Origin of the sequence: Desulfovibrio sp., from assembly GCF_035644575.1 — a bacterium.
GTDB lineage: Bacteria > Desulfobacterota > Desulfovibrionia > Desulfovibrionales > Desulfovibrionaceae > Desulfovibrio.
The window spans coordinates 1-13,781 of the sequence record NZ_DASQOG010000204.1; the positions used below are offsets into that span (position 1 = coordinate 1).

Here is a 13,781-nt window from a genome sequence, read left to right on the forward strand (position 1 = left end):
TTCTGGCAGGCGGGCGGAGGCATCGTGCATGACTCCGATCCCGATCTGGAATGGAAGGAAGTGTGCAACAAATCAGCCATCATGCGCCTGGCCCTGCGTGCGGAGGACGAAGAATATGTTTCTGCTCATCGATAATTACGACTCCTTTACCTACAATCTTGTGCAGGCTTTTTACGCCCTGGGCCACAAGCCCGTGGTGCTGCGCAACGATGACCCCGCCGTGCTGGACATGGCGGTGAACCCCGAACTTTCCATGGTCTGCATTTCTCCCGGGCCGGGGCATCCCGCCGATGCGGGATTGTGCCCGGAGTTCCTCAAACGCCTCAGCCCGCGCATTCCCGTACTGGGCGTGTGTCTTGGGCATCAGCTTTTGGGCTTGCATGCCGGGGCCAAGGTTGAAGTCGGCCCGTGCATTATGCACGGCAAACAGTCTGAAATCGTGCACGACGGCACGGGCATGTTTTTGGGCCTGCCCAACCCCATGCGCGTGGGCCGCTACCACTCCCTTGTGGTGCGTGCCGATGAAGACGCGGAAAACCCACGCTTTACGGTCACTGCCCGCGCCCCGGAGGGCGAGGTCATGGCCTTGCGCTACAACGACCGCCCGTGGGTCGGCGTGCAGTTCCACCCCGAATCCGTGCTCACGCCGGACGGGCTGCGTCTGCTGGGCAACTTCCCGCAGAGCATCCTCGGCACAGGCGCGGAAACCTCCGACTTCTCCGGCATTCTGGAACGCCTGGCCCGCAGGGAAGACCTTTCCGCCGAAATGGCGGCGGCGGGTTTTGCGGCCCTCATGGACGGCAAGATGACTCCGGCGCAGGCGGGCGGCTTCCTCATGGGGCTGCGCATGAAGGGCGAGAGCGCCCTTGAACTGGCTCACGCCACACGCGCTGCACTGGCCCGCGCCGTGCGTGTGGACGGCATTTCGGGAACAACCATCGATGTGGTGGGCACCGGCGGCGACGGGCGTCATTCCTTCAACTGTTCCACGGCTTCTTCTCTGACGCTGGCAGGTATGGGCTACAGGGTGGTCAAGCACGGCAACCGGGCGGTTTCGTCCAAGTGCGGCAGCGCGGATGCCCTGGAAGCCCTCGGCATCACGCTGGAGAAAGACCCAGCCTCCGTGGCGGAGATGGTCAAAAAGCGCAATTTTGCCTTTATCTTTGCCCCGTACTTCCATCCTTCCTTTGCCAATATCGGCCCTGTGCGCAAGGAAATGGGCGTGCGTACCCTGTTCAACATTCTTGGCCCCATGATCAACCCGGCGCGGCCCAGCCATCTGCTTATGGGCGTGGCGCGGCCCGAGCTGGTGGAGCTGGTGGCCGAAACCCTCATGCAGTCGCCCCTGCACCGCGCCGCCGTGGTCTGCGGTTCGGGCAACTACGATGAAGTTACGCCTATTGGCCCCACCAAGATGGCCCTGCTGCACAATGGCAAGGTGACGCCCATGATGCTTGACCCGCAGGAATTCGGCATTGCCTCCTGCACTGTGGAAGACCTGGCCGTGAGCGGCAAGGAAGAAGCCGTGGCCGTGCTCAAGGATATTCTCAACGGGCAGGGGCCGCGCGCCATGATGGACATGGTGGTGCTCAATGTGGGGCTTGCCATCTATCTGCTGGAAGAAAAGATGGATATGGCCCTGTGCATGGCCCGCGCCCGCGAGGCCGTGAGCGCCGGTGTGGGCAGGAAGGTGCTCAATGCTGCTTGAGCGCTTTCGCACGGCCAAGCAGGCCGAGGTGGAAGCCCTGCGAGTTCTGGAAGCTCAGGGCGCTCTGCCAGCGGTGTATGAAGGGCAGCGGCCGGATTTTGTGGCGGCTCTAACCCGCCAGCAGCATTCCGGAGCTGGCGGGGGCAGCCCCCTGGCCGTGGTGGCGGAGTACAAGCGGGCCTCGCCCTCGCGCGGCGTGATCTGCGAGAATCTGGATGTGGAAGATGTGGCGCGCCAGTATGCCGCCGCAGGGGCCAGCGCCGTGTCGGTGCTGACGGAAGAAACGTTTTTTCGCGGGCGGCTGGAATATTTGGCCCGAGCCGCTGACCCGGCGCTCTACACTGGGCCGCGTGTGCCCCTGCTGCGCAAGGATTTTATTTTTGATCCTTTGCAGGTGCGGGCCACGGCAGCCACGCCAGCCTCGGCATTGCTGCTCATTGTGCGGCTGACGCCGGACGCCGCGACCCTGCGGGCCCTGCGTGAACAGGCGGAAGGCTACGGCATTCAGGCGGTGGTGGAAATATTTGATGCGGAAGACCTGCGCCTTGCCCGCGAGAGCGGGGCGCGCATCATACAGGTCAATGCCCGCGATCTGGAAAGCCTGACCATTGACCGCGACGCCTGCCTGCGACTGATACAGGCCTGCCCGCCAGTCAATGGCGAACTGTGGATTGCAGCCAGCGGCATGAGCAGCGCGGAGCATCTGCGCGCTGCGGCATCTGCGGGATATCACGCGGCCCTTGTGGGCAGCGCCCTGATGGAAGGCGGCGCTCCGGGCGAGGCCTTGGCGGCCTTGCTGGGAGCCACAGCCAAAACTGAGGGAGATTGCACATGCTGATCAAGTTCTGCGGCCTCACACGGCAAGAAGATGTTGACCATGCGGCCAGCCTTGGTGCTGCCATGTGCGGTTTTATCTTTCATCCCCGCAGCCCGCGCGGTGTGACGGTTGCACAGGCGGCAGCCTTGGACAGTGGAGCCATGCTGCGGGTGGGCGTTTTTGTGAATCAGGGTGCGGACGAAATCCGGCGCGTCATGGACGAAGCCCAGCTTGATTACGCGCAACTGCACGGTCACCAGAGTGTGGAATGCGCCCGCGCCATCGGCGCGGAGCGCGTCATCCGGGTGCTCTGGCCCGACCGTTACACCCACCGCGCTTTATTGTACAATGATTTACAACGCAATGCCGAAGCCTGCGCCTATTACCTGCTTGACGCGGGGCTGAAAGGCGGCGGCAGCGGGCACAAGCTGGACTGGTCGGATCTGGCCAGCCTGCGCCCGGCGCATCCCTGGCTGCTTGCCGGGGGATTGAGCGCAGCCAACGTGGCAAAGGCCGTAGGCATGTGCGCGCCTGCCGGGGTGGATTTCAATTCCGGCGTGGAAGACGCGCCGGGGTGTAAAAACAGGGAAAAAATGGCGGCTGCATTTATGGCCGCAAACTCCAAAGGCAATGGGTATTCGCTATGAAAGACAGTTACTTTGGTGAGTTCGGCGGCTGCTTTGTTCCCGAACTGCTTATGCCGCCCCTTATGGAAGTGGAAGCGGCCATGCGCGACATTTATCCCACCGAGAAGTTTCAGGCAGAGCTGAAAGACCTGCTGTTCAATTATGCCGGGCGTGAAACGCCGCTGACCTATTGCCCCACCCTTTCGGGCGAGCTGGGTTTTGACCTGTGGCTCAAACGCGAGGATCTGCTGCATACGGGCGCGCACAAGGTCAACAATACCCTTGGGCAGGCCCTGCTTGCCAAGTATATGGGCAAAACAGCCCTGGTGGCGGAAACTGGCGCGGGCCAGCACGGCGTTGCCACTGCTGCGGCTGCCGCCCGGCTGGGTCTGGAATGCACCATCTATATGGGTGCGGAAGACGTGGTACGCCAAGCCCCCAACGTCATGCGCATGAAGCTGCTGGGCGCCACCGTGCATGCGGTGGAAAGCGGCACCCGCACTCTCAAGGACGCCATCAACGAAGCCTTGCGCGCCTGGATTGGCAGTCAGAAAACAACCCACTACTGTTTTGGCACCGCTGCCGGGCCGCACCCCTTCCCCAAGCTGGTGCGCATGCTGCAAAGCGTCATTGGCCGCGAAACCCGCGCCCAGATGCTGGAAAGAACCGGGCGGCTGCCTGATGCCGTGGTGGCCTGCGTGGGCGGCGGCTCCAACGCCATCGGCATGTTCCATCCCTTTGTGGATGACGCCAGCGTGCGCATCATCGGCGTGGAGGCGGCAGGCACGGGCGAGACGGGCTGCTTCAATTCCGCTCCGCTGAATCTTGGCACCCCCGGCGTTCTGCACGGCGCGTACAGCATGCTGCTGCAAAACAACGATGGTCAGGTTGAACCCTCGCACTCCATTTCTGCCGGGCTGGATTATCCCGGTGTGGGGCCGGAACATTCGTGGCTGCAAAAAATCGGGCGCGTCCATTACGGCATGGTCAAGGACGCCAACGCGCTCAACGCCTTCCAGCGTCTGTGCCGTGCAGAGGGCATTCTGCCCGCGCTTGAATCTTCGCACGCTCTTGCCTGGGTGCTCGACCATCCGCAGGAATTCAAAAAGGGCGATCAGGTGGTGGTGAACCTGTCTGGTCGCGGCGACAAGGATCTGGGCATTGTCAACAAGGCGCTGGGCTTTGCGGCGCAGGGCCAGGAAGAGGTGTAGTCATGAATATTCTTGAACAGAAAATCCGCGATGCCAAGGCAGCCGGTCGCCCGGCACTGATTCCCTTTTTGACGGCTGGCTTTCCCGATCAGTCCACCTTCTGGCCCACGCTGATGGAACTGGACGAAGGCGGCGCGGATATCATCGAAATCGGCGTGCCTTTTTCCGACCCTGTGGCAGATGGCCCGGTGGTGGAAGAAGCCTCGCGCCGCGCCCTGAGCGATGGCGTAAGCCTGCGCGGCATTCTGGAAGAACTCATTGAACGCAAGGGGCTTATTCAGGCTGGCGTGGTGCTCATGGGCTACCTGAATCCTTTTCTGCAATATGGCTACGAAAAACTGGCGCGGGACGCCGCGCGCGGCGGCGTGCACGGCTTTATCGTGCCAGATTTGCCCTACGAAGAAGCCGGGCCGCTGCGTGAAGCCCTGAAAAAAGAAGGCATTGCCCTTATCCCGCTGGTTGGCCCCAATACCAGCGCGGAACGCATGGCCCTCTACAACAGCGTGGGCGAGGGCTATGTGTACGTGGTTTCGGTCATGGGCATCACTGGCGAGCGCAACGACCTGGCGCCCCAGGTGGCGGTGACCATGCGGCGTGCGCGTTCTGCTTTCAAATTGCCGTTGGCTCTTGGCTTTGGCCTGCGCGAGCCTTCGCAGCTTGAAGCTCTTTCGCCCGATGCGCGGCCCGATGCCGTTGTTTTTGGCAGCGCCCTGCTCAAACACATTGACGCAGGCAACAGCGCCGCAGAATTTCTGGCCCGCTGGAAGTAGCTGGAAATAGAAGTTTTTTTTATCGTCTTATGCACAAAATGAGGGCGCTTTTCCGCAGGGGAGAGCGCCCTTGTTATTTATATTGAAAATTATTTTCAAAAATATGATCCAGACCTATTGACTTTGAAATTCGTTTTCAATTAAAAGAAGGGCACAGAGCAACACACCCGCGCAACATTGAGCAGTGCGGCAAAAGACGGAGGATAATATGTGCGTAACCCTGATAGGCGGCATGGACCGACTGAAAAAAGATTACATGGCGGCGGCGGAGCAGGACGGGCATTCCTTGAAATTCATCACACGAAATGAGCGCAATTTTGTGGACAAAATCGGCAACCCTGACGCCATGATCGTGTTCACCAACAAAATTTCGCACGAGGCCAAACGCAAGGCCGTGCAGGTGGCGCGCTCGCGCAACATCCCTCTGCAAATGGTTCATTCGTGCGGCGTGTCTTCCTTGCGTGAATGCCTCAAGGGCGCATAGGCTGCTGAAGGAGCGTTCTTTAATGCAGAACTGCCACCCCTGTGACGGGATGGGAGGCCGCTGACCAAGGTCGGCGGCCTCCCTTTTTTTGCAGGCACTGCGAGCATCCGTCTCCGCGAGGAAAGTCTGGGCGGGGGAGTTTGGCCGGGACGATCGAAAAGGTCGCAGGTGTCTTGCTTATGTCCGACCGGGTTGGAGTAAAATTGCGGAAAATTACTATCCATCGCTTGACATTTGGGGGGCAGGTCGCTAAATCAATCAGGACTTTGGAATTGAATTTCAATTTTTTGAGCAGCGTCTCGCAGACGGCCCTTCGGCAGGATCGAAAAAGGGTCAGTCAAGACAAGCCGTATGACGGCAAGGCTGCTGGCAGGAAGGCTGGTATGAACAAATTTTTGTTCGCGGTAATGGCTGGGATGTCGCAAGTGCGGCGTCAGTCTGTTTATAGCATGGGGGAGGTGCGTGCATGAGCGCGGTTCGGCAGTTTAATAATCCCGATGATGCCAATTTCAACGCTGATGGAAAGCTGCGGATAGCTCTTGCAGGCAATCCCAACTGCGGCAAAACAACAGTTTTCAACGGCTACACTGGCGCGCGCCAGCATGTGGGCAACTATCCCGGTGTTACGGTTGACAGAAAAGAAGGTCACATCACCGTGGGCGGCAAGCAGGTTACCGTGGTTGACCTGCCCGGCACCTATTCGCTGACCGCCTATTCCATGGAAGAACTGGTGGCGCGCCGCGAGCTGGCGGCTGGCAACGTGCAGGCCGTTATTGACGTCGTGGACTCCTCGGCCCTTGAGCGCAACATGCTGCTTACCGTGCAGATGCTCGAAATGGGCATCCCCGTGGTGCTTGGCTGCAATATGATGGACGAAGCCCGCGCCGCTGGCATCCATATTGATATGGAGCGCCTTGGCGAGTTGCTGGGCATCCCGGTGCTGCCCATGGTGGCCCGCTCTGGCGAAGGCCTGGATGAAGCCATGGCTGTTGCCATAAAGCTGGCGCAGGCGGGCAAGGCCAATGCCCTGCGCATTTCTTACGGCAGCGATATTGACCCTGTGCTGCTGGATATGGAAAAGCGCATTGAAGACAATGGGCTGTTTGCAAAAAAGTATATGCCCCACTGGGTTGCCCTCAAGATGCTTGAAGGCGACAGTGAAATCATGAGCGAGGTTCGCGCCGCCAACGCCGCCCTGGCCGAAGAGCTTGAGGGCATGCGCAAAAAGGCTGCCGCTCATGTGCGCAGTACGCTCAACGCCAACCTTGAATCTATTATCACCGATTACCGTTACGGCTTTATCCGCAGCCTGCTGCGCGACGGCATCGTGACCCAGGATGCCGGCAAGGACCGTCTGGCCCTTTCCGACAAGCTGGACAAGGTACTCACCAACGCCTTTCTTGGCCCGCTGATCATGATCGGCGTGCTCTACCTCATGTTTCAGGTAACGTTTACTTTGGGTGATTATCCCAAAGGCTGGGTTGAAGACGGCTTTAAATGGCTGGGCGATACCTGCACAGTTCTGCTGCCCGAGGGCTTTGCCCAGTCGCTTATTGTGGACGGCATTATCGCGGGTGTTGGCGGCGTGGTCAGCTTTGTGCCGCTCATCCTCATCATGTTTGCGCTCATCTCCTTTATGGAAGACAGCGGCTACATGGCCCGCGTGGCCTACATGATGGACCGCATTTTCCGCTTTTTCGGCCTGCACGGCGCATCGGTCATGCCCTATATTATCGCTGGCGGTATTGCTGGCGGTTGCGCCATCCCCGGCGTCATGGCAACCCGTACCCTGCGCAGTCCCAAGGAAAAACTGGCAACACTGCTGACGCTGCCTTACATGACCTGCGGCGCAAAGCTGCCCGTGTTCCTGCTGCTGGCCGGAGCATTCTTTCCTGACAGCGCCCCCACCGTCATGTTTCTTATCATGATAACCGGTTGGGTCATGGCTCTGCTGGTGGCGCGCCTGCTGCGCTCTTCCATCGTCAAGGGCGAGGCCACTCCCTTTGTTATGGAGCTGCCCCCGTACCGCATGCCTACTCTCATGAGCCTTTTGCTGCACTGCTGGGAACGCGCCTGGATGTACCTCAAGAAGGCCGGTACCGTGCTGGTGGCCATTTCCATCCTGATTTGGGCCGCCATGACCTTCCCCGGTCTGCCGGAAGACAAGTCCGCCCCCTTTGACGCCCAGATCGCCCAGCTTGAGGAAAAGATCGCGGCTATCCCTGAAGGTGACGAAGCCCGCGCCCCTATTGAAGAAGAACTCGGCAACGTGCGCAACGAACTTAAGGAAGAAGCCTTGGCCTTCTCCGTGGCTGGCCGTCTTGGCAAGGCCGTGGAACCCGCCACACGCCCCATGGGCTTTGACTGGCGCACCGACATAGCCCTGCTGGCCGGTGTGGCCGCCAAGGAAGCTGTTGTGGCCACCATGGGCACTGCCTACGCCATGGGCGACCAGGATCCCGAAGACGCCGCCCCCCTGGCGGAGCGCCTCAAGGGTGATGAAGCCTGGTCAAAGGCCACCGCGCTTTCCCTGATGCTCTTCGTACTGCTGTATTCGCCCTGCTTTGTGGCCCTGGTGGTCATTCGGCAGGAGGCTGGCAGCTGGGGCTGGGTGGCGTTCAGCATTGTGTTCAACACTGCTCTGGCCTTTGCTGTAGCCACGGCCGCCTACCAGATAGGACGCACTGTCTGGGGGTAGCAATACTATTTGATTTCTGATTCCCCTCCTTGATGCCCGTGCCGCCTGCCTTGACAAAGGTCTGGCGGCACAGGCATTATCTGCTGGCGCACATTTGCAGGCCTTTACCGAGGGGTTCAGCAATGCTCAACCGGCTTTTTGCAAGTATAATCCTGATGGTTCTGGCTGTGTCTCCTGCTGCTGCGGCTACAACGTGGAATGCGTATGTGGTAAGAGTGGAGGACGGCAATACCATTTCTGTCAGCACCAAGAAAGACAGTGAAGAACCTGAGAAGGTGCTGGTCTTTTACGGTATTGAAGCTCCCAGTCTCAGGCAGCCTTATGGGCCTCAGGCGCTGGCCTATTTGCAGAGCATGATGCCCAAGGGAGCCAAAGTGGACGTTGAAGACGTGGGGCAGCTCGAAGATGGCCCCATTACCGCGCTTGTGCAGGTGGGCGGTGATTCCGTCAACTACAAGCTGGTGATGGAAGGTCTGGCCTGGGTGGACAGGCAGCGGTGCAGGGCCATTTTTTGCCGCCGCTGGCTTATTCAGGAACATCAGGCGGTATTGGACAGGCGTGGCATTTGGGGGCTGAACATTGGCACCCCCCCTTGGCAATGGACCCGCTGACACGCCGCCGTAACCCATAAAAGGAGCGCGTATGGAAGTTACAGGTTCCGAAGAACTGCGTAAATTTCTTGATTCCTGGCAGGATGACCCGCTTAACATCAAGAAATCATTTACGGAATACATGGATTTTCTGGCCGCGCACAGCAACATTTCCTTTACCTTCAAGGCCCGGCCCGGCGTAAGTTATTCCCTGCGGGCGCGTCACAGCGTACAGACCGAACGTGTACTCTTTGTGCTGCTGGATGTGGTGGATGATGAACCGGCAAGCCGCTGGCTTTCCATTTGTTTTTATGACGAAATGGTCTCTGACCCCGGCGAAAAGGGCGACTTTGTGCCCGGCGGCCTCATGGGCGAAGACGCCCGTTGCTTTAACCTCGAGGACGACGATGCCGTCATGCGCGACTATATCAAGGCGCGTTTGGCCGAAGCCGCCCACAAAGCCGCAAAAGAGTAAGTGTGGTTTCTACAGATTTGAGCCGTAGTGTAGCTATTGATTTTGAAACTTCCGGCTACTCGGCCCACAGCGCTTGCGCCGTGGGCCTTGCTCGTATTGAGCAGGGCAGCGTGACCGATATTTTTTACAGCCTCATCAGGCCGCCGTCATCTCGCGTGATGTTTACCGAGATCCACGGTTTGACCTGGCCCATGCTGAAGGATGCGCCCACTTTTGCCGAACTGTGGCCGCAGATAGATGCCTTTCTTGAAGGGGCGGGCAGTCTGCTTGCGCACAATGCCTCCTTTGACAGGCGTGTGCTTGCCGCAAGCTGCCATGCAGTGGGAGTGCAGGAACCCCGTGCGCCTTTTTTGTGCACGCTCAAAGGCTCCCGCCGCAGTTTGCCGCTTGCCTCCAAAAAGCTCAGCAGCGTGAGTGCCTACTTTGGGATAGCGCTGAACCACCACCATGCCGGTTCGGATGCGGAGGCCTGCGCCCGCATCTATTTGCAGTTGCGCGCTCTGGGCGTTACCGATGCCCAGATGAAACTGTAAGCCGCAGTTCGTCCATTCCCGCCAGATTGACCCCGCCCGGATTTTCGGGCGGGTTTTTTGTTTTTTGCGCTCGCGTTCTGGCCTGACGGAACTCCCTGCGTCTGTCAAAATCCCGACCTCTGTCCGATCTTTGTTTTTTAACACATCTTAATTACATGATTTTTATGCTGTGGAACGCTTGTTGCTAAAGGCTTGGCAAGCAGATTTCCGTGAACCACGGGGGTACGTAGTATGAAATCAATGTTCAATATGCAGATAGGCCTTGTGGGCAAGGTCATGGATATGCAGTTGCAGCGGCAGAACGTCATCTCGGGCAATATCGCCAACGTGGAGACGCCCAACTACAAACCGCGCGAACTGTCTTTTGAAAAAGAACTGCAATCGGCCCTCGGGCTTGATTCCAGCGGGGAGATGACCCGCACGGAATCTTCTCACATGCCCACGGCTTTCAGGCCTGATTCTTTTGGGCCGGAATGGGATATGGCGGTCAAACCGCGTGTTGTTCACGGCGAAGACCGCGTGAATATTGATAAAGAAATGGCCAAGCATGCCAAGAACCAGTTGCAGTACACAGCGCTTACCCAGGTGATGACCAAGTCTTTTGAAGGACTGAACAACATCATCCAGGATGGCAAGCAGTCCTGATTTTTGCCCGCAGCCGCGCCGCTTCCATACGCGGCATAAGAACCCCGGCAGCGGACAGTGTAGGAGGAAGCCATGGACTTCATGACGGCATTTGACATCAGCGCGTCCGGCCTTGCAGCCGACCGCACCCGCATCAACACCATTTCGATGAACCTTGCCAACGCCAAGACAACGCGCACGCCCCAGGGCGGGCCGTACCGTCGGCGTAGCGTGGTGCAGCAAACGGCTGATGTGGATGATCCTTTTTCCATCCACATGCGTTCGGCCCTCGACAGGGCGGTGCAGGGCGTGCGTGTTTCTGCCGTGACCATGGACAACCGGCCCTTCAAGCGGGTGTACGAGCCAGGCAACCCTGACGCCAATGCGGAAGGCTACGTCATGTACCCCGATATCAACGTGGTTGAGGAAATGGCCAACCTCATGACTGCCCAGCGAAACTACGAGGCCAACGTCACCACGGTGGATGCCGTCAAGGGCATGTTTATCAAGGCGTTGGATATTGGCCGCTAGGTTTTGACCACGGTTGCAGCATAAAAAAGATTTTTTTGGAGCGCGGAGGTTGCTATGAGCATTCAGGCAGTTGGCATGCGGGCGTACAGCGAGGCAGTGCAGAATTTCAGCAAAGTGCAGAGCAGCCTGCAGCAGGGCGGCTCCATCGGCGGCCAGACCCAGTTTGCCAAAACCCTTGACCAGAGCCTTTTGCGCGACAGCGTTGACCGGGGCGAAAATTTTGGCGCCCAAGCGGATTTTATCAAATATCCCACTCAGGCGCACACGCCGGTGACGCCGCAGAACAGCTTTTCCGGCACCATCAAAAGTTCGCTCAACAAGGTTAACGAACTGGACAGCGCCAAGAATGCGGCTATCGAAGATTTCGCCGCAGGCCGCACCCAGAATGTGCACGAACTCATGATCACCATGCAGAAATCCAGCATGGCCATGAAGCTGACCTCTGCCGTGCGCGGCAAGGTGCTTGAGGCCTACAAGGAAATTTCCCGCATGCAGTTCTAGGCAACTGCGTGAGCTGCTGTTCGCCAGCGGGGCGCGGAGCGTTTATTTACGTTGCGATGCTCCCGGGCAGGTGTGTTTTATAAATTAAAAATTTTCCTTTCCGCGCGTGATACTCCTGAACGCCGAATCCCCCACGGGCTGTGCCCTGGGGGATTCGGCGTTTCCGGCGCAGCGTCACAAATTTGAATGAATCAGAAGAGTGTTTTAAAAAATCATATAATTCAATATATTGTAATATGGCATGGCAATTGCTTTGGCTGAGCATATGTCCGGCCAACGTGCCGGAATTATGCCACGTCTTCGCAGGAGCAACCATATGCCGGCTTTTCTCATGCAACTTGTCAATTCCATCAAGGCAGTCTGGGCCAGAATGAGCGTCGCGCAGCGCGTGATGGTTCTGGGTGGATTTGTCTTCGTCAGCTCTGCGGCCATTGGCCTTTCTGTCTGGGCTTCTCGCCCCGACTTGAAAGTGCTGTATTCCAACCTCAGCGCCGAAGACGCCAGCGTTGTCATCAAGTCGCTCCAGGCCGACAAGGTCATGTACCAGCTTACGGACAACGGAAAGACAATTCTTGTTCCCAAGGAAGTTGTGTACGATGAACGCATCAAGATCGCGGGCGAAGGCGGTCTTGTGGGGCAGGGCATTGGTTTTGAAATTTTTGACAAGGTCAAGGTCGGGCAAACCGACTTTGTGCAGAAAATAAATTACACCCGCGCCTTGCAGGGGGAACTTTCGCGCACCATCAGCGAGTTCCCCAATGTGGAAAGCGCGCGCGTGCATCTGGTTATTCCGCACCGCAGCCTGTTTGTGGAAGAACGCCAGTCCCCCTCTGCCTCGGTTGTGCTCAAGCTCAAGCGGCCCAACCTCAAGCCCGACCAGAAAGAAATCAACGCCATCCTCAACATGATGCTCATGGCTGTGGAAGGGCTTGATAAAACGCACGTTTCCATTTCAGACAATGGCGGCAAGGTGCTGTATCAGCCGGAATCAGACAGCCTCGCCGGTGCAAGCACCACCCAGATGGAACACCGCCAGCAGGTGCAGCGCAACCTTGAACGCCGCATTGAAGAAATGTTGCAGCCCATGTTTGGCCCTGGCCGAGTTATCGCCAAGGTCAACGTGGATATGGATTTCAGCCAGCGCACCATCCGCCGCGAACTGTTTGACCCCGAAAAAACCGCAGTACGCAGCGAGCAGCGCAGTGAAGAAACCCAGCAGGGCCGCTCGAATCTTGAAGGCGGCTCGCCGGACGCCAACTTCCGTGGCGATGGCATTGCCGGATCTGTTTCACAGCAGAACGGCAGCCGCGAAACCCGCACCACCAACTACGAAATTAACAAGGAAGAGCAGCAAATCGTATCCAATGTGGGCGATTTAAAGCGTATGACGGTTGCAGTCCTTATCGATGGGACGTATGAAAAGACCAGCGGAGCGTGGACATTTGTGCCGCGCAAGGCCGATGACCTTGAGCGGGTGCGCCAGCTTGTGACCAATGCCGTGGGTCTGGACAAGGCCCGTGGCGATGCTCTGGAGGTAAGCTCCGCTCCATTTACGGATTCCGAGCCGCCCAAGGATCCCAATTTTGCCGAAATGCTGGCCGATTATGCCGAACGGCTGGGCAAGCCCCTGCTCAACGCGCTGCTGGCCTTTTTGTTCCTCATGCTTGTGGTGCGGCCTGTGGTTCTGGCCCTCATCCGGCCCAAGGTTGAAGCCGGTGAAATGATTGAGGGGCTTGAAGGCCTGCCCGCAGCCGAAGAACAACTGGCTCTGTATGAGGCTCTTGAAGAGGCCTCCAAGGCAGAGGACGAGCCGGAAGCTGAGGGAGACGATGAACTTGTTTTCAAAGATATTGAAGCCTTGAAGTCGCACATTTTCACCCTTTCTGATAATCATATGGAGCAGGTGGTGATGCTGGTGCGCGGCTGGATGAAAAACGATGAAACAGCTACCGCCTAAAGCACCAAACCGTCAATTGACGGAAAGCAGCTCGACGCTCTCGCAGCTCAAGGCCTTGCGCCTTGCGCAAAAAGAAAGCAATCAGCGCGTTGAGGAATTGAAAATGCGGCTCTTCCACATTACCGAGCAGCATATGGATCAGGCCGTGCGGCTTATCAAGCGCTGGCTTGCAGACAAGGAATAAGCAACCCCGAGCAGCCTAGTGCGGATCTCGGTGAAGGAGTAGGGAGATGGAGTTGACCGGCAAACAGCGTAC

At 58.2% G+C, this 13,781-nt stretch carries 15 protein-coding genes; all 15 read left to right on the plus strand.

Features of this window, described 5'->3' with window-relative positions; translation table 11 throughout:
- Positions 1-115: 115 nt before the first annotated feature.
- The 15 genes from trpD to VEZ52_RS11300 all read left to right on the plus strand — a co-directional run bounded on the left by trpD (position 116) and on the right by VEZ52_RS11300 (position 13,709).
- Positions 116-1,708, plus strand: coding sequence for an anthranilate phosphoribosyltransferase (gene trpD / locus VEZ52_RS11230; protein WP_298998658.1), 1,593 nt, complete (start codon positions 116-118; stop codon positions 1,706-1,708).
- Complete coding sequence (locus VEZ52_RS11235; RefSeq protein WP_324836889.1) at positions 1,698-2,546, plus strand: indole-3-glycerol-phosphate synthase; 849 nt, start codon at positions 1,698-1,700, stop codon at positions 2,544-2,546. The genes trpD and VEZ52_RS11235 overlap by 11 nt, the downstream gene beginning before the upstream one ends.
- The gene (locus VEZ52_RS11240) at positions 2,540-3,172 is read left to right on the plus strand and encodes a phosphoribosylanthranilate isomerase (protein WP_324836890.1); all 633 of its coding nucleotides are present in this window, start codon (positions 2,540-2,542) and stop codon (positions 3,170-3,172) included. Before VEZ52_RS11235 ends, VEZ52_RS11240 begins: the two co-directional genes overlap by 7 nt.
- A complete protein-coding gene (trpB, locus tag VEZ52_RS11245; protein ID WP_324836891.1) occupies positions 3,169-4,362 on the plus strand; it encodes a tryptophan synthase subunit beta in 1,194 nt (397 codons plus the stop codon). The genes VEZ52_RS11240 and trpB overlap by 4 nt, the downstream gene beginning before the upstream one ends.
- A gap of 2 nt (positions 4,363-4,364) precedes the next feature.
- Entirely contained in the window at positions 4,365-5,132 is a 768-nt protein-coding gene (gene trpA, locus VEZ52_RS11250) for a tryptophan synthase subunit alpha (protein ID WP_192112031.1), read from the plus strand.
- A 208-nt stretch (positions 5,133-5,340) separates the two neighbouring features.
- The gene (locus tag VEZ52_RS11255; RefSeq protein WP_022659208.1) at positions 5,341-5,616 is read left to right on the plus strand and encodes a DUF2325 domain-containing protein; all 276 of its coding nucleotides are present in this window, start codon (positions 5,341-5,343) and stop codon (positions 5,614-5,616) included.
- A 466-nt stretch (positions 5,617-6,082) separates the two neighbouring features.
- Positions 6,083-8,314 carry a ferrous iron transport protein B gene (gene feoB / locus VEZ52_RS11260; RefSeq protein WP_324836892.1) on the plus strand — a complete coding sequence of 744 codons (2,232 nt, stop codon included), beginning with the start codon at positions 6,083-6,085 and terminating at the stop codon, positions 8,312-8,314.
- Positions 8,315-8,436: 122 nt separating this feature from the next.
- Positions 8,437-8,925, plus strand: a complete 489-nt coding sequence (locus tag VEZ52_RS11265) for a thermonuclease family protein (RefSeq protein WP_324836893.1) — start codon at positions 8,437-8,439, stop codon at positions 8,923-8,925.
- 31 nt (positions 8,926-8,956) lie between these two features.
- A complete protein-coding gene (locus VEZ52_RS11270) occupies positions 8,957-9,379 on the plus strand; it encodes a hypothetical protein (RefSeq protein ID WP_022659212.1) in 423 nt (140 codons plus the stop codon).
- Positions 9,380-9,381: 2 nt separating this feature from the next.
- The gene (locus VEZ52_RS11275) at positions 9,382-9,912 is read left to right on the plus strand and encodes a 3'-5' exonuclease (RefSeq protein ID WP_324836894.1); all 531 of its coding nucleotides are present in this window, start codon (positions 9,382-9,384) and stop codon (positions 9,910-9,912) included.
- A gap of 231 nt (positions 9,913-10,143) precedes the next feature.
- The gene (flgB, locus tag VEZ52_RS11280; protein WP_324836895.1) at positions 10,144-10,557 is read left to right on the plus strand and encodes a flagellar basal body rod protein FlgB; all 414 of its coding nucleotides are present in this window, start codon (positions 10,144-10,146) and stop codon (positions 10,555-10,557) included.
- Positions 10,558-10,629: 72 nt separating this feature from the next.
- On the plus strand, positions 10,630-11,067 hold the full coding sequence (gene flgC / locus VEZ52_RS11285; RefSeq protein WP_240824572.1) for a flagellar basal body rod protein FlgC: 438 nt from the start codon (positions 10,630-10,632) through the stop codon (positions 11,065-11,067).
- Positions 11,068-11,121: 54 nt separating this feature from the next.
- Positions 11,122-11,568: a flagellar hook-basal body complex protein FliE gene (gene fliE / locus VEZ52_RS11290; protein ID WP_324836896.1), complete on the plus strand. Its 447-nt coding sequence runs from the start codon at positions 11,122-11,124 to the stop codon at positions 11,566-11,568.
- Between the two features lie 316 nt (positions 11,569-11,884).
- A complete protein-coding gene (gene fliF / locus VEZ52_RS11295) occupies positions 11,885-13,525 on the plus strand; it encodes a flagellar basal-body MS-ring/collar protein FliF (protein ID WP_324836897.1) in 1,641 nt (546 codons plus the stop codon).
- Entirely contained in the window at positions 13,506-13,709 is a 204-nt protein-coding gene (locus VEZ52_RS11300) for a flagellar M-ring protein FliF (RefSeq protein WP_324836898.1), read from the plus strand. Before fliF ends, VEZ52_RS11300 begins: the two co-directional genes overlap by 20 nt.
- Positions 13,710-13,781: the final 72 nt, after the last annotated feature.